Annotated in this window: 28 protein-coding genes; 4 read left to right on the top strand and 24 right to left on the bottom strand. The window is 38.9% G+C overall.

The genetic code is table 11. The features are described 5' to 3' along the window. Positions 1-137: 137 nt before the first annotated feature. From NST34_RS14170 to NST34_RS14140, 7 genes are all read right to left on the bottom strand, one after another. Positions 138-1,823 (bottom strand): extracellular solute-binding protein, encoded by a 1,686-nt coding sequence (locus NST34_RS14170; RefSeq protein ID WP_143759369.1) that lies wholly within the window; start codon positions 1,821-1,823, stop codon positions 138-140. 72 nt (positions 1,824-1,895) lie between these two features. Continuing rightward, positions 1,896-2,792, bottom strand: a complete 897-nt coding sequence (locus NST34_RS14165) for a carbohydrate ABC transporter permease (protein ID WP_042127373.1) — start codon at positions 2,790-2,792, stop codon at positions 1,896-1,898. Positions 2,793-2,821: 29 nt separating this feature from the next. Further along, on the bottom strand, positions 2,822-3,790 hold the full coding sequence (locus tag NST34_RS14160; protein WP_042127372.1) for an ABC transporter permease: 969 nt from the start codon (positions 3,788-3,790) through the stop codon (positions 2,822-2,824). A gap of 263 nt (positions 3,791-4,053) precedes the next feature. After that, on the bottom strand, positions 4,054-5,274 hold the full coding sequence (locus NST34_RS14155; RefSeq protein ID WP_341128043.1) for an FAD-dependent oxidoreductase: 1,221 nt from the start codon (positions 5,272-5,274) through the stop codon (positions 4,054-4,056). 82 nt (positions 5,275-5,356) lie between these two features. Next, a complete protein-coding gene (locus tag NST34_RS14150) occupies positions 5,357-5,917 on the bottom strand; it encodes a YeeE/YedE thiosulfate transporter family protein (RefSeq protein ID WP_256716256.1) in 561 nt (186 codons plus the stop codon). A gap of 22 nt (positions 5,918-5,939) precedes the next feature. Further along, a complete protein-coding gene (locus NST34_RS14145; protein WP_036678256.1) occupies positions 5,940-6,167 on the bottom strand; it encodes a sulfurtransferase TusA family protein in 228 nt (75 codons plus the stop codon). Positions 6,168-6,232: 65 nt separating this feature from the next. Next, on the bottom strand, positions 6,233-6,922 hold the full coding sequence (locus NST34_RS14140; protein WP_076286369.1) for a YeeE/YedE thiosulfate transporter family protein: 690 nt from the start codon (positions 6,920-6,922) through the stop codon (positions 6,233-6,235). A 174-nt stretch (positions 6,923-7,096) separates the two neighbouring features. On the opposite strand from NST34_RS14140, the gene NST34_RS14135 reads away from it, so the two are divergent. Continuing rightward, positions 7,097-7,981 (top strand): LysR family transcriptional regulator, encoded by an 885-nt coding sequence (locus tag NST34_RS14135; protein ID WP_339803495.1) that lies wholly within the window; start codon positions 7,097-7,099, stop codon positions 7,979-7,981. Positions 7,982-7,983: 2 nt separating this feature from the next. On the opposite strand, the gene NST34_RS14130 is transcribed toward NST34_RS14135, so the two are convergent. From NST34_RS14130 to NST34_RS14070, 13 genes are all read right to left on the bottom strand, one after another. Then, on the bottom strand, positions 7,984-8,199 hold the full coding sequence (locus tag NST34_RS14130) for a sulfurtransferase TusA family protein (protein WP_042187842.1): 216 nt from the start codon (positions 8,197-8,199) through the stop codon (positions 7,984-7,986). A 33-nt stretch (positions 8,200-8,232) separates the two neighbouring features. After that, entirely contained in the window at positions 8,233-8,667 is a 435-nt protein-coding gene (locus NST34_RS14125) for an NUDIX hydrolase (RefSeq protein WP_341128042.1), read from the bottom strand. Continuing rightward, positions 8,658-9,551, bottom strand: a complete 894-nt coding sequence (locus NST34_RS14120; protein ID WP_341128041.1) for a PhzF family phenazine biosynthesis isomerase — start codon at positions 9,549-9,551, stop codon at positions 8,658-8,660. Before NST34_RS14120 ends, NST34_RS14125 begins: the two co-directional genes overlap by 10 nt. Positions 9,552-9,587: 36 nt before the next feature. After that, positions 9,588-10,322, bottom strand: a complete 735-nt coding sequence (locus tag NST34_RS14115; RefSeq protein WP_341128040.1) for a DUF5071 domain-containing protein — start codon at positions 10,320-10,322, stop codon at positions 9,588-9,590. Between the two features lie 27 nt (positions 10,323-10,349). Then, positions 10,350-10,757: a DUF7674 family protein gene (locus NST34_RS14110; protein WP_143759367.1), complete on the bottom strand. Its 408-nt coding sequence runs from the start codon at positions 10,755-10,757 to the stop codon at positions 10,350-10,352. 109 nt (positions 10,758-10,866) lie between these two features. After that, positions 10,867-11,307, bottom strand: a complete 441-nt coding sequence (locus NST34_RS14105) for a hypothetical protein (RefSeq protein ID WP_179086670.1) — start codon at positions 11,305-11,307, stop codon at positions 10,867-10,869. Positions 11,308-11,316: 9 nt separating this feature from the next. After that, positions 11,317-12,027 carry a hypothetical protein gene (locus NST34_RS14100; protein WP_143759365.1) on the bottom strand — a complete coding sequence of 237 codons (711 nt, stop codon included), beginning with the start codon at positions 12,025-12,027 and terminating at the stop codon, positions 11,317-11,319. A gap of 10 nt (positions 12,028-12,037) precedes the next feature. Then, positions 12,038-12,583, bottom strand: coding sequence for a TlpA family protein disulfide reductase (locus tag NST34_RS14095; RefSeq protein WP_341128039.1), 546 nt, complete (start codon positions 12,581-12,583; stop codon positions 12,038-12,040). A gap of 114 nt (positions 12,584-12,697) precedes the next feature. After that, positions 12,698-13,216, bottom strand: a complete 519-nt coding sequence (locus tag NST34_RS14090; RefSeq protein WP_341129543.1) for a ClbS/DfsB family four-helix bundle protein — start codon at positions 13,214-13,216, stop codon at positions 12,698-12,700. Between the two features lie 69 nt (positions 13,217-13,285). Further along, positions 13,286-14,143: a S66 family peptidase gene (locus tag NST34_RS14085; protein ID WP_341128038.1), complete on the bottom strand. Its 858-nt coding sequence runs from the start codon at positions 14,141-14,143 to the stop codon at positions 13,286-13,288. A 20-nt stretch (positions 14,144-14,163) separates the two neighbouring features. After that, positions 14,164-14,799, bottom strand: a complete 636-nt coding sequence (locus tag NST34_RS14080) for a pyridoxamine 5'-phosphate oxidase family protein (protein ID WP_076298917.1) — start codon at positions 14,797-14,799, stop codon at positions 14,164-14,166. An 11-nt stretch (positions 14,800-14,810) separates the two neighbouring features. Beyond that, positions 14,811-15,572: a class I SAM-dependent methyltransferase gene (locus NST34_RS14075; protein WP_341128037.1), complete on the bottom strand. Its 762-nt coding sequence runs from the start codon at positions 15,570-15,572 to the stop codon at positions 14,811-14,813. Further along, on the bottom strand, positions 15,569-16,555 hold the full coding sequence (locus tag NST34_RS14070) for a phosphotransferase enzyme family protein (RefSeq protein WP_341128036.1): 987 nt from the start codon (positions 16,553-16,555) through the stop codon (positions 15,569-15,571). The genes NST34_RS14075 and NST34_RS14070 overlap by 4 nt, the downstream gene beginning before the upstream one ends. A gap of 147 nt (positions 16,556-16,702) precedes the next feature. On the opposite strand from NST34_RS14070, the gene NST34_RS14065 reads away from it, so the two are divergent. Both NST34_RS14065 and NST34_RS14060 read left to right on the top strand, forming a co-directional pair. Then, positions 16,703-17,197, top strand: a complete 495-nt coding sequence (locus tag NST34_RS14065; protein ID WP_042187835.1) for a hypothetical protein — start codon at positions 16,703-16,705, stop codon at positions 17,195-17,197. A 97-nt stretch (positions 17,198-17,294) separates the two neighbouring features. Then, positions 17,295-18,053: a hypothetical protein gene (locus tag NST34_RS14060; RefSeq protein WP_341128035.1), complete on the top strand. Its 759-nt coding sequence runs from the start codon at positions 17,295-17,297 to the stop codon at positions 18,051-18,053. Between the two features lie 70 nt (positions 18,054-18,123). On the opposite strand, the gene NST34_RS14055 is transcribed toward NST34_RS14060, so the two are convergent. From NST34_RS14055 to NST34_RS14040, 4 genes are all read right to left on the bottom strand, one after another. Continuing rightward, entirely contained in the window at positions 18,124-18,597 is a 474-nt protein-coding gene (locus NST34_RS14055) for a GNAT family N-acetyltransferase (RefSeq protein ID WP_341128034.1), read from the bottom strand. A gap of 24 nt (positions 18,598-18,621) precedes the next feature. Continuing rightward, entirely contained in the window at positions 18,622-19,317 is a 696-nt protein-coding gene (locus NST34_RS14050; protein ID WP_042187829.1) for an HAD family hydrolase, read from the bottom strand. Between the two features lie 78 nt (positions 19,318-19,395). After that, the gene (locus NST34_RS14045) at positions 19,396-20,442 is read right to left on the bottom strand and encodes a Gfo/Idh/MocA family protein (RefSeq protein WP_341129542.1); all 1,047 of its coding nucleotides are present in this window, start codon (positions 20,440-20,442) and stop codon (positions 19,396-19,398) included. A gap of 18 nt (positions 20,443-20,460) precedes the next feature. After that, on the bottom strand, positions 20,461-21,348 hold the full coding sequence (locus tag NST34_RS14040; protein WP_076286382.1) for a sugar phosphate isomerase/epimerase family protein: 888 nt from the start codon (positions 21,346-21,348) through the stop codon (positions 20,461-20,463). A 123-nt stretch (positions 21,349-21,471) separates the two neighbouring features. Here NST34_RS14040 and NST34_RS14035 point away from each other — a divergent pair, with 123 nt between their 5' ends. Beyond that, on the top strand, positions 21,472-22,356 hold the full coding sequence (locus NST34_RS14035; protein ID WP_042187825.1) for a helix-turn-helix domain-containing protein: 885 nt from the start codon (positions 21,472-21,474) through the stop codon (positions 22,354-22,356). Positions 22,357-22,360: the final 4 nt, after the last annotated feature.

The raw sequence follows: 22,360 nt of genomic DNA, 5'->3' as shown, positions 1-22,360 counted from the left end.
GTCCCTGTAAATTCTACCATTACTCTTTCCCAGTATACCATTCATAAATTTGTCTAACAGCCTATAAACAATGAATCATCAGAATACAACGTAAAAACGAAGGCTTGCCTAGTAGCAAACCTTCGTATTACTAATTATTATTTTCCTAAAGCTTTCTTGTTTTCTGTCCATACTTTTGTAACATAATCAAGGAATTTCTCATAACCAACCTTCATGGAATCATCATGTGCTTTGTCAAGAATGGCTAATGCTTCTGCATCGGTCTTCGCATACATTGATTTCGCTCTAGCAGTTAGCCAGATATCTCTAACGCTTTGTCTGATAATACCTTCTTCACTGTCTGGAGCCGGATCCCAGTTTAGGAACTCCGTAAAGTCGCCTTGTGAAGCCCACGTTACTTCCATCTGCCAACGGTTACTAAAGTCGATCTTATCAGCTGGAAGGGTTTGCAACATCATTTTCTTGGTATTATCCAAGAAAACCGTGTTTCCTACCCAAACCAAGTCACCAGCCTTACCGCTGATTTCAGACAATGCTTCTGGCTCATTTAGATATTTATCTTTATTAAATTTAGGAGTAAGTCCATCTGCTTCAAATCCATCCCAGTAAGCGTCTGGTCCTGGAGGACCCCAGTTCAGAACCATAGAACCTTCTGCACCTGTCATCCAATCAAGCATTGCGAATACAGCTTCTGGATTTTTAGCGTTTTTAGTGATTGTAGCAACGTTCCATCCTAACTGATTGTACGTTCCCGGTGTGATTTTACTTTGATCCAAGCCCGGTTTGTAGATTGGTTTAATAAACATATAACCATCTTCCGGATTTTTCTTCTTCATCTCTTCATCAGCAGTAGCCAGCAACTTCATCGGATCGAATGTCGCAATCACAGCGAACTTGCCATTCATCGCTTTCTCTCTAATTTGGTCTTCTGTTTGGGTATTCGCATCCTGTGTCATAAGCTTCTCACGCATTAATTTAGCACCAAAGACAACGGACTCACGGAACCCTTCATCTTTGTAAATGGAAGCCATTTTGTCGCCATCAGGTACAGCATATATTCTAGTATACGAAAGGTTATTCTCTTTAAAAGAGGAGAATAACTGGTCAATACCGTTACCATCTTTCGCTAAGCCAGTCTCAAACGGAATAACATCTGGGAACTTCGCTTTAACAGCATTTAAGTAAGCATACAAATCATCCGTAGTCTCTAGCTTAGGAGAACCGAGTTCTTTGTAAATTTTCTTATTGATCGCATAACCGGCATTACCGTTTGGCTGTGTTGTATAATAATTCGGCAGCTGATAGATTTTACCATCAGGAGAACGAAGCAATTCCAAATGTCCAGCTGTTAAGTACTTTTTAAAGTTTGGATATTTATCAATGTATTCATCCAAAGGAACTAGCATATCCGCTTGACGAAGACGCTCTACGTCAGCACCTTTCTCAGTCCATACAATATCCGGTAGCTCATTACCAACGATCATCGTTTGCAGCTTCTGAGCATTATTACCACCAGAGCTAATTCCAGTGACATTGATTTTCAAATTATCTAAAATCCATTTAGAAGCAGCATCTTTGCCCCATTTCGGCATTTGATACCAGCCGTAGTTTCCGTAGAATGATACTTCAAGCGGTTCTTTCCCTAACTCATACAAATCAGCCGCTGGAGCTTCAGTTGCTGTGTTAACCGCTGTTCCTCCTTCTTTCACTGGTTCAGCAGTTGCAGCTGGAGCGCTTGAATTGTTGCCACTACAACCCGCCACCACAGTCGACAATAGCAAGGTAGACAACGTTCCGAGAAGCATCTTTCTCTTAGTCTTCAATGTATTTTCCCCTTTCAATTTGTAATCTATGTTCAAAGCAATACGCTCTAAACCCCATCTCATTCTATCATCCTACTCTTTCAATGATCCGACCAAGACACCTTTAACGAAGAATCTTTGTAGGAATGGGTATACACATACAATCGGAATGGTTGCAACCATGATCGTAGCCATCGTTAATGACTTCGACGTTATTTTCTTGGCTGAGTTAATATGAGCAATGGAACTTGCATCTACATTAGACAGCTGTTCTGAAGCAATATTAGAGAACAATATCTGTCTCAAGATGGTCTGAATCGGCATTAACTCCTCTTTCGTAATGTAAATACTCGCTACGAACCACTCATTCCAGTGATTGACTGCTGTGAACAATGATAATGTTGCGATTACTGGCCCTGACAAGGGAAGTACGATTCGGAGAAAAGTTCCCCAGTATCCGCAGCCATCAATCTTTGCTGACTCCTCTAAACCTTGCGGAAGACCTTGGAAGAAGGTCCGGAATATGATCATATTCCATACGCTGACAAGTGCAGGAATAATAAACACCCAAAATGAGTTGAAGAGGCCTAAACTTCTGATAAGCATGTATGACGGAATGAGTCCCCCACCGAAATACATTGTAATGATACACATAATCATGTAGTATTTGCGACCCATTAGTTCGCGCTTCGACATCCCATAAGCAAATATCGAAGTGGCCAATATCGCTGTTACTGTACCAATTACCGTCCGCAATGTTGCAATGACGAATCCACCCATTAAACGAGAATCTTCAAATACGATCTTATAATTCTCAAGCGTGAACTCACGGACCCAGAAAGTAATTCCGCCTTTGGAAGTATCCATCCCCTCATTAAAAGAAATCACAAGTGAATTCCAAAATGGATAAAACGCGGAGAATGCCAGTAAGGTCAAGAATACATATATGAATCCAATAAACAATCGGTCTCCTATGTTAGTACGTTTCATAATTCAGTCCCCCTATATTGAGTAATTCATTACCACAAGCTGTTTCCCGCTCTTCTGGCAATGAAATTTGCAAAGGTAAGTAATGTCACACTGATAACGGCCTTGAACAATCCGATAGCAGTCGCATAGGAGTACCTGAAGTTATCTATACCGACACGTACAACATATACATCAACTGAATCTGATACCTCTCGTAGAGCCGGATTGGAAGCAAGGATCAAAATATCTTCAAATCCTGCATTCACCAGATTACCGATTGCCAGAATCATAAAGATGATCACAACTGGCATAATGGAAGGCAACGTAATCAAATATATCTGTTTAAAGCGACTCGCACCATCCATCGAAGCAGCTTCGTATAAGTGCGGATCAATACCAGCAATGGCAGCTAAGTAAACGATCGAGGCAAATCCAATTTCCTTCCACACATTGGTTGTAACTAAAATGCCCCAGAAATATTCGGTCATAGACAGGAAGTTAATCGGTTCATCGATAAATCTCAATTTCTCAAGCAGCATATTTATACTGCCATTATCTACGGATAGCATCGAGGTAACCATCGAGCCGATAACCACCCACGATAAGAAGTGAGGCAAGTATGTAACGGTCTGAATAACCCGTTTAAAGAACATCTTACGAACTTCGTTCAGCATTAACGCCAAAATAATCGGTGCAGGAAATCCAAAACAGAACTTCAGTAAGCTGATTATGATTGTATTTTTCATAACCACTTCAAATTCAGGAGCATTAAAGAAGTAAATAAAGTGCTTTAATCCAACCCAATCACTGCTAATAAAGCTATTACCTAACTTGTAATCTTGAAAAGCGATTAGAATACCGTACATGGGGATATAGGCAAAAATAAAAACTAAAACAAGTGCTGGCAATACCATAAGCTGCAGATCTATTTGCTTAAAAAAGCGTCTTATCCCGCTGGTCCGATGCTTGCCGAGATTCGGTCTTGATGTCTTGTCTGGTGCGACGCTTGCGTTCGCCATATGTAAGTCCTCCTAAACCTAGATTCTTATAAATAAAGCATCTTTCATAGCTTTCTCTCTTTTTGCAGCCTTGGTTCTCCTCTACTCTCCCTCCGTTGATTTGCTATCTTATGAATTAATCTTAATATCTAAGCGCTTTCAAAGGTATATGACAAAACAACTATTATTGATACTTTGACACTTTCTTGAAATAGCTCGTCCAATTTAATAAAAGCATAATTTAAAAAAGCCCTATGCAGAGATATCTGCATAGGGCTTTTTCATCAATTCGTTAGAGCATTCAATATGTTATCACTTATCTTGTCTGTAATTACTCTTTGGATCTTTCCATCATCTAGATAAACTATAGAAGGTACTGAACCTATTCCCAGCTTGGCAGCAAGTCCGGGTGACTTATATACATCTACCTTTGTGACCCTGATCTCAGTATGGGATTGTTCAAACGCCTCAAAGAGTGGTAATAGCTCTCGGCAAGAAGGATCAGTTGCATTCCATAAATAAACAACGGATGGTTTTCCTTGATTTAGAATTTGATGCTCATAGGTCTCACATTCAGAGATATACTTCTCTGCACCATACCCTGCAATGGCACCATCACCGACAGCTGTAGCCACTTGCTTAAGGAACTTATCACATACATCGCCTGCTGCGAACACACCAGGTATATTTGTTTCCATTTTTTCATTGACTAGGACATATCCATTTTGATTCAACTCAACTACACCTGATAAAATTTCTGTGTTCGGGGTATATCCAATAAATAAGAAACATGAATCAACCTTTACGTTTTGCAGTTCATTAGATTTTAAATTTTTCAGGACGACAGAATTTAAGCGTTCTTCACCTTCGAAAGAACTTACCACCGTATTCCACATGAATTCCATCTTAGGGTTTTCCAGTGCTTGCGTTTTAGCAATTTCATTACAATCCATTTTCCCATGATCATGCATAACAGAAACGATTACTTTATCTGCAAACTTGGTCAGAAACATTCCTTCTTCAATAGCTGCATCACCACTGCCAACAACCATAACCGTCTTTCCCGTATTTGCTGCAGCGTCACAGGTTGCACAGAAAGAAATTCCTTTATCATATAAGAACATATCTTCATTTGCTGCCCCGGTAATTCTTGGTTTTCCCCCACTGGCTATAATAATGACCTTGCACTCATAACGAACCCGAAAGGTCTCCACTACCTTAATATCTTCCGCTACCGAAACAGATTTTACATCTGTCATTTTAAAATCCACACCAAATTTCTTAGCTTGTTTATGAAATAATCCCATAAGGTCTGTACCGGTCGTTCCTTCAGGAAAACCAGGATAATTTTCTATTTCATTAGTATAAGTGGCAAGACCACCTACCAGTGATTTTTCCAAGAGTAGAGTCTTTAATTTTGCACGTCCACAATAGATTCCCGCTGTTAAACCAGCAGCCCCGCCACCGATAATGACGACATCATACTGTTCTGTCTTCTTTTCCATTCCTTTTGTCCCTCCTGTGAGTCTGTGCCTTAATAAAATAGGCTGACTCTCGTCAGCGCTACAAGCTCAGCCTATTTCACTTTTACATAAAGAATTTGGCTAATAATTTACTGCCTATAAATGCGCCAACCAGCAGGAACAATCCAAATATCCATCCTGAAAGCGATAAAGAAGCTATAGCCGTAAACAATGCACCAATATTACATCCATTAGCCAGTCTAGCTCCGTACCCCATGAGTAATCCACCAAGTACCGCTGCTACAACCTGCTTTTTGGACTTAATTTTCTTCAACTTGAATTCGGAAGCAAACAAAGTCGCTGCTAAAGCACCTAATATTATCCCTAGATTTCGAATCGAACCACCATCATTCAAAAATCCGGAAGATAATGTTTTTTGTGCTTTTTCCGAACTAAAATATGCCCATTGATCTACATTTCCGCCTGCTAATCGATACAACCAAGCTCCCCAATCTGCAAAAGCGCTAGTTACTCCCCATCCTTTAGAGAAAACAGCCAGATGTGCTGTAGCGAACACAGCAAGAAGTACAGCTCCAGTTACATAAGTAAACGGTTCTTTGAGCAAGCGCTTGTAAAAGCGGTTAGACGATATCTTCAACCAGAATTCGTTCACCGTTTCATTCACCGTCCTTTCCTACTCAGCGATCCTATTTTACCTTCTCAATAACAACTTCCCACTCGCCATCATCAACCTCTTCGATTTCCACATTATGTCCCTGTTTTCTCGCCCATTCTGGAACGTTCTTCATTGCGCAGCTATGATCAATAGCTACTACTAGTACATCACCTACATTGAGTTCAGTCATTTTCTTTTCTGTTCTCATTAACGGAACCGGACAAGCTTCTCCCATGCAATCAAGTGTAAATTCAGCCATCTTAAAAACCACCTTTATATTTTTTTGGAATAACAATAGTGAAAATATTCACGTAATAATCTAAACTAATCTGCGCTTCCCATCTTTTTCTCTTGCCATTTAACAGCTGCAATGTATAACAGAAGAATAATCAGGAACTGAACAACCAGTGCTCCAAGCCAACCGAATACATCTGGCAAAAATACAGTTGGTGCATCCTTTATAACGTTAGCTCTCCACCAACCCATATCATGTGATCCCCAAAGTGAACCAATGACAAAAAACACAAGTGAAAGCATCTGCATCGTGAATCCTTCACCTACACGCATCAATGTACCCGAAGCGCATCCACCCGCGATAACCATGCCAATTCCGAATAATACAGCACCAATGATCAAAGCCAAGCTGATCTGACCCACATTATCCATCCCAGGAATCGGTTTACCATCTAGAAACGCTGGGTACTTAATCGCTGTAAATCCGATGGTTGCAAGGGAAAAAGCAATCAGAACCGCTCTTGTAACTGATGTGCTGCCTGTAATACAGGGATCTCTAAGTGATGCAGTAAAGCAGAAACGTGATCTTTGCAAAATAACGCCAAACGAAATACCGAAAAGCAGGTAGACAACCATTTTATCGTGGGAATGGTCTAGGAAAAAACCAAACCCAATAATGAGAGCTGTGACCAGCAACGCGATGGGCAACTGACTCTTTTTAGGTTTTCTAGGAGCTCTGGTTCGGGTTGATCTCGTTTCGGGACTTACGGTTTGCCCCATAGTCTAACACCTCCATCGTTTTTATGTAATTGACTATGTGAAAATAGTAACATACTTATTTGTGCTGTGGTTATCTGCTTTCTTTATGCTGTATAAGTGTTACTAATGGCACAGATGGAGCGTAATCAAGTATGCTATAGTGTGCACTAACAGCGGGCAACAGGAGGAATAAGTATGAATATGGAAACGCTTAAATTATTTTTAGATATCGCATCGTTAAAAAGTATATCTAAAGCCGCTCAGAAATCTCATATCACCCAATCCGCACTTAGTCAGCAGTTGAAATCATGGGAGAATACCCTAGGTTCTGAACTTTTTGTGAGAAGTAATAAAGGCGCTAGCCTAACCGAAGCAGGGATTATTGCGGAGAAGTACGTGGAGCAAATCTGTAAATTGTATGATGATATGATCACAGAAATCAATCATTTACAGCCAACACAACAAGAGCTGTCTATTTATGCAATTCCGGAGGTCTGTAATTATGCTCTCCCTTGTACCTTGTATGAGGTAAAAAAACATTTTCCCAATTGCCATATCACTTTAAATGAAGGGGCATCGTCCTTAGTAGAAGAACGTTTACTTCTTGAAGAAGGTGATATCGGGTTTATTTCCGGTCCCTCTCCAAAATCCGAATTAAGGTCACATATGGTATTTTCAGATCAAGTTATGTTGGTGGCAAGCAATACGACCGTTTGCCCTGATAAAATCACATTGACTGAGCTCCCGAATTATCCTTTAATCTGGTCCTCACAGCTTCATTGTGTGCAAAGAGCTTTGAATGCCGTGTCAGTGGGCGAGCTTAAATTAAATATACTCTTTAATCTAGACTCTCTTGAGGCGGTAAAGCTTGCTGCCATTAGAGGACATGGTCTCGCCTTTCTCCCTTATATGTCCATAAAAAAAGAGTTGTATAGTAAACAACTCAAGATCATTCCTATTGATCAGTTCCAGGTCAATAACGATGTCTACATGATAAAGAAACAAAATCAGCGCTGTGACAACGATACGAAACAATTAGTTCGATATATTGAAAAGACTTTAATAGATACTTTGTGTTGAGCCTAAACCTCAATCGTAATTTCCCATACTCCATTAATCACTTCTTGAATGGAACATTTTAGATTTGAACCACGACAGTAATCCGTGATAGAAACTTTTGCGCAGCTATGATCAGTAACAAGCATTACCTTTTCACCCTTCTGAATGGCTTTTTGATGTTTTTTTAACATCATTACTGGTACTGGGCAGATTTCTCCCAGACAATCAATCTCAATCATGAAGTTACCTCCATTCCATAGATCATTAAAATACTAATAATGACCCAGCATTATTTTCTTCACAAAAGGTGTTAATTCAAGGTTGTTTAATTGTTTGATTTCTATCCACTGTGACCCCTCAGAGTCTTGTCCGTCCCCATCGGTCTTAAGCTCAAAGTTCACATCTAACAATGACACATTATATATGATCCCTATATGGTGTAACTCTTCTAACTGAGTATCACTGTATGGATAAATTAATGTATAGGAAATGGAATTATGAAGCAAGCCTTTTAAACTAGTAAACCCCGTCTCTTCCCAAAATTCTCTCTTAAGGGTTTCATAAGGTTCCTCTCCAAACTCAATAGAACCCCCTGGAAAGTCCCACTTCCCCGTATGAGGGCCTCTTGCTTTCTTAATTAGTAATACTTTATCGTTCTTCACTAAGACTCCATACACTCCAAGCTGAGTATATTTTATCATCTCCATAAATCTACCTCCCTCACAAACACCGCAGTTCCAGAAATAAACACATCCATTTCACCGGATTCATTTCGATATACTTCTACGTTCACCTTGCCGTCCCTACCCATTTCCAATCCCTGTTCCACATCAAATTGTATCGAGTCCAAATGCGGATCAATATATTTTAAATAATAAGCCCCCATAACTCCTGATGCTGTACCTGTTACTGGATCTTCAACGGTTCCTGAAAAAGGAGATGAGAAATGTCTGGCATGCATGAATGAGTGTGGATCAAGCGTTTGGAGTGAAAATGGGTGTATCGATGCTTTTGGAAGCTGCGTTAAAATCTCCGGAAACAACGAGTTTATCGGTTTCATTTTATTAAAGCTATCTATACTCTTAATTGGGACTAATAGAGTCCATGCGCCGGTACAGCCATATACAATCGGCAGATCCTCTTCTAATTCGTCAACGGTTAAACCTAAAGCATGTGCAAGCTTCGCTCTATCACCGTTAAATTCAATAAACTTCGGTTGATCTTGCTTCATTTTTATTAGTAAGTGATTATTGTTGTCCATACTAAATTGAATGGGCAGCACACCCACGTTTGTTTCGATCTTTACCGAGCTAGCCTCTCCAAGAATACCCTTTGTTTTTAAAGCAAATAAAGATGCCATTGTAGCATGTCCACAAAGATTAATCTCATGTCCTGGAGTAAAGTATTTCAGTCTTAAATCAGCTACATCTGATGAGATTACAAAAACTGTTTCGTTAAAACCGACTTTATGAGCTATTGATTGCATTTCACTTTCGCTTAAATGATCAGCTTCTAACACGACTCCCGCAGGATTCCCTTTGTTCGGATAGGAAGAAAACGCATCATAATGAAGCACCTTGATGTTGTTCACTGATAAGTCTCCTTTATTTAAATTCATATAGATTGACTAAAGACACTCTGCTGTGAAAATCTCTATTTCTCTTAAAACTTCTTGGGGGTTAGATATCGCATTACATATAAAAAAACGTTCTTTATTGTGCTCATAAAATGATTTAATCAAATTAGGCTGCTTGATGATTATTTCATTGAATTCTTTTTTAAGAGCTTCACAATCAATTTCAGGATGAGTATCATGAAGTTCCTTGAGTTCAAAAGCAATGACATCTTTTTTACACTGGATTATTTCACAGACCACATCTTTTGCATATATACCGTGAGTTAATAAGATTCTCAATGCCGAAAGGTCATTGGCTTTTTCCTGTGAAATCTTAATTAATTCTGCTTGTATCTGTACGACTTGTACCGTATTCCAATGATTAATTAATACTTCAAAAATCCAGTACACCCATTCTTGATCATCGCTGTGTTGATTTAGTACATCTTTAACATATGGAATCATCGGATCCCCTATTTCAAGTAAAAAATCAGCTATTTCCCCCGCGCCTGGCCAATTCCTATCTTGTATCCATTCAAGTAAACCCGGCAATATGCTTTTCACACGTGGATATCCTAAACGTATGACTGTTTCAGCCGCTCCATCCCAATAGTCTTTTGATATAGGTTGTACTAATAAATGCAAATCTTCATCCTTTATGTATTGTAGCTTATTAATTGCATCTTCCTTTTCCTCTTGGGGTGTGTCCCATGATAATTTTTTGATTAGACTAGATACTTCTTCCACTAGATTCACCCTTCGAACTTGAATTTTTCACCTATTAAAATCAGTACTGTTCACTCTATTGTATTCTTCTACTAACTTGATATATCGATCTTTATCCTCGTTTAACATCCATTCGAATAATCCCTGTAAATCTTTAAAAATATATGGTTTTACTTTATATGGAATAGCCTGCAAGGTACTTTCATCTTCAACTAAATGTTCATAAAAGCCAACACAAATAGCATTATGCATATAAGGACTTCGCTTATATTGGTTAAAACACCACTCCGCATAATTATAAATTTTCTCCTGTTCTGTCAAATCATTATTTCTATGCGCTTCTATAATTCTATCTCGCAGAAATACCAATAAAGAATAGATAGAATCATCTTTATGATTAAAATGAAACCTGAGATCATAAAACAATTTTTGGGCAATTCTCCTCCATGCACTCATAGTTATCGCTTATTCCTTTCTCTCTACGTAAACCCAAAGAAATGCAAAAATAATTACACAAACAAAAAAAACAAGTACAGAGTTATCTCATTTCACCACGCCGTTCTAGCTACAACACTGCTTTCTTCCGCTTTATTATCCAAATTATTAATAAGACGATAACCGATGTCCCCAATAAGAAATACATCCAAATCGTTTTTTTAACCAATTCATCATTGGGATAATGGCCTTTATTATAAGCTTTTACAAAGATATCCTCTTGGGTCTTAATAGCAATAAAATCTTTTGGATCGGTATTGATAATTGAGTAGTAGGGCGTACCTTTAGGATAAATATTCGAGAAATTCCCCCTGTACGTGCCTTCCTCATCGGAAAATTTAGTTACATGCCCTATCTTCTTATCGATTTCTTCCGAGGGGATGAGTTCATCGTCTGATATTTCGTAGATGTCACCTGAATAAACAACAAACGAACCGGCCCAATCCGCGGAGACCGTATGCAATGGCAATAAAGCAATTATGGCTAGAATTACAATAATGAATTTCTTCATCTCAACCTCCTAGCTTTGGGATTCGATTGATTTATAGATTGTTTTGAACTCTTTTCCATTATTTAATCCATCAATAAGCTCCACTAAACCTGACTTTCCAACGATTCCAAACCATCTATTAATTTCTGAATGGGCGATCTCATAATTTTCTTTTACATGTGAGGGTTCATAAAAGTCATCTCTACTACTTAGCTCATTTATCTTGTCAAAACTTATAAACTTATCGCTGTTATATCTATAGTCAACTAAGGTAGCCAAACCTTCATCAAACCACACAGGAACCTTATCCTTATTCTTCAACCTCTTTCTTAACTCACTATGCATCAATTCATGGGCGATCACATCCGCGTTAAATCCGTCTGGACCAATAACAATGTAATTTCCCCAATAAGTATAATAAGTCTGGCCCGTTCGATTCTTCTGAGCATACTTCTCTAGAGCGTGTGGAGATTGAACAAAAAGAAGGGTTGGATTGTCTTTTAAATCTTCGAAGAACCCAGGAACTCTCTCCCTCGATTGTTCGAAATCGTTCAAAAGTATCGTTGTTGTGACCTCTGAAATATCTGGTTCTACATAAACATGCTTACCTTGCTTCTCCATACTAGAAAATTCTACCATCATTGCATTAACAGGTTGAGGATTTATCATATAGACTACAATCAGCATCAGAAGTAAAAAGGAAAGAAATGCGGTGATGATTATGGGTTTCTTTGATTTCATATATCTCACACTAATCATAGTTTTTAATGAAAATCTTAAACGAGCTCTCAATAGCGTCAAAATCAGTCGAGCCAATAATTTGATCCATAACCTTGCCATCAGAGTTCATAAAAAACAACGCAGGAAAAGCTTGTTCACCAAATTGTTTATGGAGATCACCTGTTTCATCTAGGAGAACGGGATACTTAATGTTGTAATCCGCCACGTATTGTTCTACTTCAGAAAGATCATCTTGATAAAGCAAATTGATTCCGTATATGTTCACTCTATCTTTATATTTCTCATACAATGAGACAATCTTAGGAGCGTCGTCATTACAATATGGACACCATGAGGTGAAAAATACGAATACAGTGGGTTTCTCCGAGAAGTTCACTTCTATTTTGTTACCGTTCGACAACTCATTTAGTTCAATGTTCTCAGGACTCCTGATGGATTTGGAAGAGTTGTTTACCACGACAAATATAATCGAGCTTAATGCAATCAATAATATAAATGTACTTACAATAATAGATATTTTCTTCAAAAATAATCCGTCCTTTACTAATCTATTCATCCACTGCTATACATTCTCTTCCACTAATCCTATATCCTCCATATTGATCTTGACAGCTCAAAACAGCCCCTGCTTCAGAGATTTCTCTTAGATGGGGGCTTTATTTATACTTCCTTAGTTACAATTAAGCTTTTTCCATTTACGAATCTTCGAACGAAAAGTCTTAAACGGTGCTACTGAATTAATATGAATCCATTTGACCATTGGCCATCTTGGATTGTTTCCTGTCCATTTCCGCACGCCTTGCGTAAAAAGTTCTTCATCACTTAAAGAATCAATCCAGCTCTGCCACTGATGTTCTGTCTCTTGAAATAAAGATCTTAACTCGTCTAATGAGTAGGCAGCATATGTATGATAAAACGATTGATATAATCCGCCAAGCTGATTCCATTTATAATCCGGTGAAGGTGTAATAACGGTTATCCCTGCTTTTTCATCCTTATCCCATTTCATAACAAGATTCAACCAGCCCAATTGATAGGCAAGGATTTCTGCTGGAGTACGATCGACGCCTTCCATACGAGTGTCTTTTTGAGCATTCTCAATGCCTTCAAATTCAAGATCGAGAGATAGATAGGTAGTATGTATAGCATTTTTCAATACTTCTTTAGATGGGTAGTCGTGTGTAGACATCATAATTCTCTCTGACTCCTCTCTTATCAACATAAATCACCTTGAAAACCAATCATCCACCTTTAGCTCTTATAAAGTTATATTCTCACCAATAACAATACACTTACTGTCACTACCATGCCCGATCTCTTCCGTCTTCACGATAGGAATCCCGCTGATTTCCTTCAAGTACGCTTCTACGATTGAAAATTCATTATAGCTCTCAAGCTCAGTAAACGACCCAAGAATCACTCCAGCACATTTATCAAAAGTTCTAGCTTGCTGAAGCTGAGCAAATAAGGAGACGATTTTGTTAGCTCTGCCACTTAAACTCTCTAAGAATAAAATCTTGTTCGAAGGGTCTGGAAAATAACTTGTTCCTGCCAGCTTCATATAACATCGAATATTGCCGCCAATTACAATCCCACTCATCTGGTTCCCACGGACCCAATGAAAGTCGAAATCGTAAAGATCGTTATGTCCTTCGAAAAATGTTCGATAGAAAGCAGCTTGCTGCTCCGCCCCATCAGAAGATACGAGATTCATCAACTGATAGTGATAGGATATTGAATTACTTTGTGTATGTAAAGCGTTCAAAATAACGGACAAGTCACTCATTCCGAAAAAAGGCTTCGGATGCAATCGAATATTATCGTAGTCGAGATATTCCAAGATCTGGTTCGCGGAATCCCCACCTGAAATATCAAAAATCACAAGAATTTCATCATTATTTAATAGACGATTCAACTCCGTTGCTCTTTCCTTAGGATTGCCACTGAAATAACCATCTCTTCTAAACAAGGTGTTAGACATTACTACCTCTAGACCAACTGAGTTCAGAATTCTAATTAATTCTTCTACTTTAGGCAGGTTCTCCAGTCTCACACCATCAGAACAAGCGATAAGTCCTACTTTATTCCCTGGAGTGAGTTTTAAAGCTTTGCTCATCTTAGTTAATCCTTTCATTTCTAATATAACCGATTCTCATAGCTATCCTTTAATCCCTTTGATACATCCTCTTGAGAAATCCCAAGCTCTTTCGCATGTTCTGCAATGATTACTGAGGGTTTAGGCAGCTCTGCTTTCAATGGCCAATACGTATCATCCCATAGATGTGATCTTTTAAAAGCTTTAGCACAATGCATATAACACTCTTCCACTTCAACGGCAATGCCCAATTTCGGTAGTTTACCTTGAGCCTCCATATGAACCATTATTTCTTGATCTTTGATAATCCTTGCATGTCCATTTATTCTTAAGGTTTCTTCAAGACCGGGAATAATAAATATCAAACCCACTTTTGAATTTAAAAGGATGTTGCGCAAAGAATCAAACCGTCGATTACCAGGTCGCTCAGGAATCACTAAATGTTTGTCGTCTAACACATATACAAAACCTGCAGCATCCCCACGCGGAGATACATCACAATTGCCTGATGAATCACTTGTTGCTATAAAGAGTAACGGTGATTTGGATATATAATCTCGGCAATGATGATCGATGAAGGTTATACTCTTATTGTTAACCAATTCACTGGGATACCCATACATTGACCTTAACTCTTCTTCAGAGTCTATAACTTCTTTGAAAATATTATGGTTCATCTTTCTCCCCCCTATTTTCGCAGTTTAAAAACCAAAAAATCGCTGCAGCGAAAATCCTCCTCAAAAGACGGATACTTCTCAAGCATTTCAGCAGAGGGCTTCGGCTCAATCATTTCTTCGATTTGAAATCCAGCCCGTACAATCGTATTTACATAACTGGATAACGTCCTATGAAAAATCAGAAACTTTTCCTCTTGATCTATTGGGAAGTTCTGATTATAAGTGCCCTCGTAAAAATAATTATCTACTTTCCAATAAAGCTTCTCACCAGTATCCGACTTCACCCATCCGCTACCAGGGGTTACAAAGCAAGGATGTGGAATTGAGAATATAAACGTCCCTCCATCAACTAACAACCGATACATTTCATGAATCGCCATCTCATAATCAGATAAGTCATGAATCACCATGTTAGAAACGATGAGATCATAACTCTCATTCTGAAGAAAGCTGAGATCTTCACAATTGCCATGATGGAAGTTTATCTTTAATTCCTCTGGTGATTTACTCTTGGCTATCGTTATCATGTTCTGCGAGTAATCAACGCCAGTGACTGAGGCACCTGCCTTAGCTAACATTCTGCTTAAATATCCTTCACCACAGCCTGCATCTAGCACCTTCTTATTTTCAACAGAACCCATAAGACTGAATAAAGCTGGATTCAAAAAAATTTCTCGATGGATATCTCCGTTTTTGCTGTACGAAGTTGAGATTAGTTCTGCGTATTTATCCCATCTTTTTATGGCCTCTTTACTGCCCAATTCATCATTCATTTGATCACCTCTAAATTTCTGAAATAATCCATTTTACTGTCGATAAATCCATTGTCAAAGTCAGCTGCACCAATAAGCTCACCTTCACTGAAACATAAAGCAAATAACCAAAGCTGTCTAAGCGCAACGAACATAGGTACAGCACTAATATCATTGTCACTGAGATCTCTTAAACTTATATATCCATTTAAAAATGATGCCCATAACCGTTCTACTTCATCTTTATCATGGGCGCTATGAATCTCTCTTGCCAATCTAAACTCAGCGATATCATAGGCTCTCCATCCGTAACCACAAATATCGAAATCATAATGAGTTAATTTCCCTTCGTCCGTGAAAGTCACATTCGTATTCCCATGCAAATCGCCATGGCAGATGCCCCAGTCGAGCCCTGCTTCCAGATGTACTTCAATCTGCGCTTTTAATTGTATGGCCAGGTCATACAGGAATTGATAATCCTCTTGTCGATGGTTCATATGCAGTTTGATCGTATGAAGCGGTTTCTCAATTAAATGTTCAAAATCAAGCTTACCTCTTACATGTGCACTCTTAAAGTTGTCCGTAGCTGTGTGGATTTGTGCAACTGACTGACCAAATAAATAGCTGTCTTCTACCGCATGAATAGGCTTTTCATTTCCTACAGCAAAACTAAACATAACGCCATACTTCACACCCTCAGGCACCAAAAATTCATTAAATATGATCCCATCTTTTCGAGGAATAGGAATGGAGACGTTTACACCTTTTTCGTGCAAATCGTTCAACAATTCTAATTCAAAATCAATCTCCGATCTACTCCGTCTATCCGCACGATAAACACGAAAGATGTATTTTTCCAATGCCGTTTCTAAAATGTATGTATCGTTCATGCCTCTAAGAAAATACTGCAGCTGTACTGGTTCTGGAATCTCATAATGCTCTTTAATATGTAATAATAATGCGTCTGTTGCCAACAGTGAGTATGTAATAGGAAAAAAATTCAAGTGTATCCCATCCCTTTAGGTTTTTGATAGTAATATTTACACCATACCATATTTAGGGAGTTGAATCATTTTCTTCTTGAAGCTGTGAAACCAATGTATGGAAATATAAGTATAATAATACAGAATCAATTACATGGAGGTGTTCGAATGCGTAAATCACCGTTGATATTGAGTATGATTTTATTATCCCTAACGTTAATTATGGGCTGTAGTTCAGAAGTGGATGATGCCACTAAAGCCGCTGAGAAGTACAAAAATGTTGAATATACCATTAAGGTTTCTGATGATTTATTTTCTGAGGAATCCATTCTAGCCCGAAATGAAGAAATGAAACCGTACTTTACTGAATACTATACCGAAAAAGCTATAGGAAGCCGAATCACAACTATCCCTTTTCAAATCGCTAATAAACAAAAGCTTTCTTTAAAACCAGATAATCTAAAGTTCACCCTTTCCGAACAAAAGAAAAATATTGTTGAGTTAAAATATACTTGTGATCTTGTTATGTTGGATAAGGATGACAAAGAAAGTAAACGTGTCCCTTTGGAGGGAATACTGACTATGTTTGATGTGGATGGTCAATGGTTAGTGCAAGGAGATCGTTTTGACTCGGAGGCTTTAATGAAATTGATTTATGACTAATCACCCTTCATATACCATATTATTACTGGAACATATTATCTAACAATAGTAATATTAATTTCCAGTACATTGTAATATGATAAGGAGCTAATGAGTCATGAAGCGAACTGCGTGGATCATAGTAACATTACTTTTATTATTGGGGAGTATTCCAATTACTGCGTCAGCAAAAGCAGCAACTGCAAAATCATGGAAGACACTTTACTCTGAGTATATCAAGAAAACGTTAATGGATGCTACTAGAGATAGGTCTTATGACGGCGACTTCAATTATTTCACTTTAGTAGATTTGAACTTTGATGGTACTCCTGAACTTATACAGGGGTATTCTTTACGATTCATTCAGCCCATCAACATTGCTCTAACCGTCCAAAATGGAAAAGTCATTCCATTCAATTATCAAGGAAAACTGAAGGATATTTCAGAGGGTATATTTAATGTAGGTATGGGTGGATTTCTACCGCGCGATGAAAATCGTGGCCTGCATCTCTATAAGAACAAAAAAGATGGAACATTACGTTATATCGCTTTTGTAGATGGCAGTGGTTCGTACAATTCTAATTTGCAGGTTTTCGAGATTAGTTTCCAAGGAACCAAATTTAATGACAAAGAGATATTCTTGGCCGACATTCCAGATCAAGAAAAAACGGATGATTTGCCAAGCTATTATGTAAATCAAAAAGAAGTGAATAAATCCGCTTATGATAAGGCGTATAAGCAATATTTTTCAAACTTGACGTTAGTACCAAGTAAAGTTATTACTGCAAACTATACAGACCTGTTTAATCATGAAGTTAACAAATTCGTTCCAAATGGAATCGCTAATTTTATAAATCGTTATTCTTCATCCAAATAAAGCTTGTTGATTGATCCTCCTTCATTAGATAAAAAAGCAGACTGCTCACCATAGCAATCTGCTTTTTTGATTAAATTAGCTTTTTACTCATCCGATAATTAACTAACAGTACTCCTTTTCGTTCTACACTTTGTTTCATCATAAGCTGGTATCCCTGTCGTTCAAAAAAGGGTCTAGCTGTAATACTTGCTTCGGTATCCATTTCATGAAGACCAAGCTCTCTCGCCTTCATTTCAAGCTTGTTCACGAGAGCAGAGGCTACGCCTTGGCCTTGGAAATCTTTGTGGACATAAAGACGATCCAAATGTCCTTCCAACGTCATATCCGAAAAGCCAACTATGTACCCGTTAATCTCGGTTACATAAGTAATATTTTGACGTAAAGAAGTGCTCCAAGCATCATGTTTGAGGGTCTTTTCCTCTTTAGGTGCCCAAGCATCAAGCTGTTCTTGTGAATAATGTTGTTTGTTTACGAAATGAACTGTCTCATAGAACAATGAGATAAGCTGACTAATATCCGATTCTTGATAAGCTCTAATTTCCATTGTGTGTTCTCCTTGCTGGCATTGCTACAACCCCACTACATCTTTAAGCTCCAGAAGAGAACTAATCATATAGTTAGGCTTGAGGTCTTTAGGAACCTCTATATTCTGGCGATTGTAATAGCAGAAGTCAATGTCAGAATTCACAGCACCATGGTAATCATCTTGTAAAGAATCCCCAACGAACAGCACTTCATGATTGCTTAGCTGTAGATCTATTAAAGACATTTCAAAAATCCTTTTATCAGGTTTTCGGATGCCTACCTCATCAGAGATCATTATGGATTTGAATATTTCATAGATCTTACCGGCTTGCAGTCTTTTTCTTTGTGCCTCACTGATCCCATTGGTGATAATCCCCAGAGCATACTTATCTTTAAATGAAGTTAAGATCTGTTCCGCTCCTTCTTCAAAATAACAGGAATTGCAAAAATAATCCCAATAAGTATCTGACAGTTTGCTATGAAAAAGCTCCTCCTGTTTAAGGGTGTCTCTAAAAGAATACCTCAATACCTCTCCTATAGTCTTCACCTCACCACCACCCACAAAGTTCATCCAATGGCGAAAATTATGGCCTGAAAACTCTCCATAAAATAAAGACCACGCCTCAATATCTTCTACGAAGAGATTATGATCGTTACAGGTTCTTTTCATCGCTTCGATTTCACAAGTACTATAATTTATTAATGTATTATCTAGATCAAATATAATGGCTTTGTACATAATATCCTCCCCGAATAATGTTCTTATCTATCATAACATGAACATTAAAGTTTGGATAAAATTAACAAAAGGTTTTCATCACTCTGAGGTACTCATGAACTCTACTAGATCAATTTTCTGACCTGTTTTAGCACTTTCCAGCGCTCCAAATACCATTGCCATACTATACCGATTATCTCTACAATTTGTCTCTGCTGGACGCTCTTCTGCTAGTGAAAGGAACATTTCCTCCAAACATCCTTGATGGAAGGTTTTGTCCATATTAACAGCTTCTCCATTTACACGCTCTACATCACGAATAAATTTATCACTCTGATCTCCTGATACGACTACCTCTGCATATGGCATCTCATGACTATCCCAAATCGCAGTTCCTTTTTCCCCATTCAGACGCCAAGCTGCTTCCCAAGAGGTAGAGGCACCTTCTGCACACCAAGACCCCTGATAAGTAAATACAGATCCGTCCGACATCTCAAAGATACACACTGCCGACGCATTCCCCTTATACCATGATCCGGGAGGATTAAACTCCTGACAGTAAACGGAAATCGGATTGGCTCCACTAATAAATCGGGCCTGATCAAAGGTATGAATCGCCATATCCAGCAGCAGAGGACTTTCCATGACATCACGGAACCCTCCGAAATGAGCGCCGAGGAAAAAGCTAGCACTGATGTATCCTACTCTACCAATGGTGTCAGACTCGATTAAGTTGCGTAAAGAACGAATACGCGGATCATATCGGCGATTTTGCATCACAGCATGAGCTTTTCCGGTTCTTTCTGAGATCTCAACAATCTTAGTGCACTCTTCCATAGTCTCGGCCAGTGGCTTCTCACTAAACACATTACATCCGAGTTCTAATGCAGTGCTAGAAATGCTGTAATGGCTTCCTGGAACTGTAACGTCAAACACAAGATTAGCTTCAGTCGCCTGAATTGCTTCTTTAATGTCAGTAAACGTCAGACAAGAAATCTCATGCTTTGCCGCCATCGCTTGTGCTGACTCCAATCGTATATCTATAAGTGCAACAATCTGAGTATCTGAACGTGATAAAGCGTATTCAATCCAGGCGTTAGCCATTCCTCCGCAACCTGCAACCGCTACACGGTACTGTGCTGTCATCATTCTCCCCCTCTACGGTTACAGCGGATTAGGTACAAAGCTACCGCCCCGGCATTGTTTTAAATAATTTAAAGCATGTACTTGTCCCATCATTTCCAGCTCATCCCGATAAACAGGATCATGCCAGCCTTCAATATCAATCGTACCTTTATAACCTGCCTGACGCAAAATAGAAATAACATCAGTCCAGTTCGTATCTCCAAAGCCGGGAGTACGGTGCCATACATAAGGATTGGGGCCATGAATTCCATATTCTTTTACGATATCCCAAGCGATGGTGGCATCCTTACCATGTACATGGAAGATCTTATCTGTCCATTTACGAAGCTGCGGAATCGGATCAATTAATTGGACCATCTGATGACATGGCTCCCATTCGAGTCCTATATTATCAGCAGGCACAGCATTGAACATCTTCTCCCAAGCTAATGGATTGTGAGCAATATTCCAGTCACCTGATCCCCAGTCTCCACCCATGGAACAGTTCTCGAAGGCAATTCGCAAACCGCGATCCGCTGCTCTTTTGGACAACTCTCCAAACACCTCGGTGAACTTCGGAATAGATTCATCAATGGATACCCCTGGTAACCTTCCTGTAAAACCTGATACCATATCCGTTCCGAACAAATGAGCATGATCAATCAGTCGCTCCCAGCTCGCGATTGCATCGGAATTATCACCAGTATTCGTCAATGGATTGCCGAAGATCCCAACAGATGAGATCACGAAGTCATGTTCTGCTGCAAGCTCTTGCACACGCTTTCCAGTTTCCACGAGATCTGTTTTCCCTGTAGTTTGCCAGAAGGTTAAGCTAAAAGATTCAAATCCATGTCCTACTATTTGTGGAATCACTCTTACAGCGTCGCCGCCGCCTACTAATGTTCCAATTCGCATTGTATCCTTCATCTTGTGACCACTCCAATATTGGTTTATAGTAAGTGCTATAACCCGAGTATATACTGCTTCTGAGCTTAAAACTCTTATTATCTTGTGTTTATATAGTCGTATCTTGTGGGAGTTGAGTGAATTATGAGTTATCCTAATGATCTTAAAGAATATCCTCAATTAGAAGAAAAAACGTATCCATTCCGTTTATTTTTTAATGAATGCAAGAACGCAAAGATCGGTCAGAATATCCTGTATTTACACTGGCACGAGCATTTCGAAATCATCATTATGCAAGAAGGCAGCGCCATTTTTCACATAGACAGCAAGCCCTATGAACTGCATGCCGGAGAGGTATTGTTTGTTCCCTCTGGAGGTTTGCATGTTGGGTACAGTCTGCGGGATGATCATGTTCGTTTTATCTCCGTCGTATTCCATAGTTCTTTATTTAAAGATTGGAAGCAGGATCCTCAGCATGAGCAGTTTGTAATCCCTTATTTAGAGAATCGTTATCAGCTGCCGGTCAAACCTGCAGAGCTTGTTCCGACCTGCTCCACATATTTTTCTCTTCTGGATACCATCGTTGATGAAGTACTGCAGAAGGGACCTGCTTTTCAACTGGTCATCAAGAATCAACTGCATTTACTCTTTGTGCTGCTCTCTCGCACCTTTCTACCTGAACAAGTATCCGGTAGAACGAATGAGCGGCACTCCTTTAATCGCGAACGTTTTAAGCCACTTCTAGAGTACATGGAGAATCATTTCGATGACAAAATGACCGTAGAAAGCGCCGCAAGATCCGTAAATCTAAATCCATATCATTTCTGTAAAACCTTTAAGAAGCTAACAGGTCGAACCTTCATCGATTATGTTAATCTTTGCCGAGTAAATGAAGCAGAGCGATTGCTGCTCGAGACCAATTTTACAGTGACTGAGATTGCAGGTAGAGTCGGCTGCGACAATCCCAATTATTTTACCAAGCTGTACAAGCAGTACAAAGGGATCACCCCTTCAGGGGTTCGAAAATAGGCGA

It is taken from the genome of Paenibacillus sp. FSL H7-0714 (assembly GCF_038003765.1).
GTDB lineage: Bacteria > Bacillota > Bacilli > Paenibacillales > Paenibacillaceae > Paenibacillus_AQ.
The sequence above is the reverse complement of the archived record's forward strand: the minus strand, read 5'-3'. Positions and strand labels throughout refer to the sequence as shown.

Excerpts from the sequence above, each read along its gene's own strand:
- NST34_RS14110 (WP_143759367.1), bottom strand. The coding sequence starts at position 10,757 with ATGAGTGCATGGAGGAGAATTGCCCAAAAATTGTTTTATGATCTCAGG.
- NST34_RS14140 (WP_076286369.1), bottom strand. The coding sequence starts at position 6,922 with ATGGGGCAAACCGTAAGTCCCGAAACGAGATCAACCCGAACCAGAGCT.
- NST34_RS14095 (WP_341128039.1), bottom strand. The coding sequence starts at position 12,583 with ATGAATAGATTAGTAAAGGACGGATTATTTTTGAAGAAAATATCTATT.
- NST34_RS14045 (WP_341129542.1), bottom strand. The coding sequence starts at position 20,442 with ATGACAGCACAGTACCGTGTAGCGGTTGCAGGTTGCGGAGGAATGGCT.
- NST34_RS14080 (WP_076298917.1), bottom strand. The coding sequence starts at position 14,799 with ATGAACCATAATATTTTCAAAGAAGTTATAGACTCTGAAGAAGAGTTA.
- NST34_RS14160 (WP_042127372.1), bottom strand. The coding sequence starts at position 3,790 with ATGGCGAACGCAAGCGTCGCACCAGACAAGACATCAAGACCGAATCTC.
- NST34_RS14165 (WP_042127373.1), bottom strand. The coding sequence starts at position 2,792 with ATGAAACGTACTAACATAGGAGACCGATTGTTTATTGGATTCATATAT.
- NST34_RS14075 (WP_341128037.1), bottom strand. The coding sequence starts at position 15,572 with ATGAATGATGAATTGGGCAGTAAAGAGGCCATAAAAAGATGGGATAAA.
- NST34_RS14035 (WP_042187825.1), top strand. The coding sequence starts at position 21,472 with ATGAGTTATCCTAATGATCTTAAAGAATATCCTCAATTAGAAGAAAAA.
- NST34_RS14145 (WP_036678256.1), bottom strand. The coding sequence starts at position 6,167 with ATGGCTGAATTTACACTTGATTGCATGGGAGAAGCTTGTCCGGTTCCG.
- NST34_RS14155 (WP_341128043.1), bottom strand. The coding sequence starts at position 5,274 with ATGGAAAAGAAGACAGAACAGTATGATGTCGTCATTATCGGTGGCGGG.
- NST34_RS14060 (WP_341128035.1), top strand. The coding sequence starts at position 17,295 with ATGAAGCGAACTGCGTGGATCATAGTAACATTACTTTTATTATTGGGG.
- NST34_RS14040 (WP_076286382.1), bottom strand. The coding sequence starts at position 21,348 with ATGAAGGATACAATGCGAATTGGAACATTAGTAGGCGGCGGCGACGCT.
- NST34_RS14050 (WP_042187829.1), bottom strand. The coding sequence starts at position 19,317 with ATGTACAAAGCCATTATATTTGATCTAGATAATACATTAATAAATTAT.
- NST34_RS14125 (WP_341128042.1), bottom strand. The coding sequence starts at position 8,667 with ATGGAGATGATAAAATATACTCAGCTTGGAGTGTATGGAGTCTTAGTG.
- NST34_RS14065 (WP_042187835.1), top strand. The coding sequence starts at position 16,703 with ATGCGTAAATCACCGTTGATATTGAGTATGATTTTATTATCCCTAACG.
- NST34_RS14135 (WP_339803495.1), top strand. The coding sequence starts at position 7,097 with ATGAATATGGAAACGCTTAAATTATTTTTAGATATCGCATCGTTAAAA.
- NST34_RS14055 (WP_341128034.1), bottom strand. The coding sequence starts at position 18,597 with ATGGAAATTAGAGCTTATCAAGAATCGGATATTAGTCAGCTTATCTCA.
- NST34_RS14100 (WP_143759365.1), bottom strand. The coding sequence starts at position 12,027 with ATGAAATCAAAGAAACCCATAATCATCACCGCATTTCTTTCCTTTTTA.
- NST34_RS14105 (WP_179086670.1), bottom strand. The coding sequence starts at position 11,307 with ATGAAGAAATTCATTATTGTAATTCTAGCCATAATTGCTTTATTGCCA.
- NST34_RS14085 (WP_341128038.1), bottom strand. The coding sequence starts at position 14,143 with ATGAGCAAAGCTTTAAAACTCACTCCAGGGAATAAAGTAGGACTTATC.
- NST34_RS14130 (WP_042187842.1), bottom strand. The coding sequence starts at position 8,199 with ATGATTGAGATTGATTGTCTGGGAGAAATCTGCCCAGTACCAGTAATG.
- NST34_RS14090 (WP_341129543.1), bottom strand. The coding sequence starts at position 13,216 with ATGTCTACACACGACTACCCATCTAAAGAAGTATTGAAAAATGCTATA.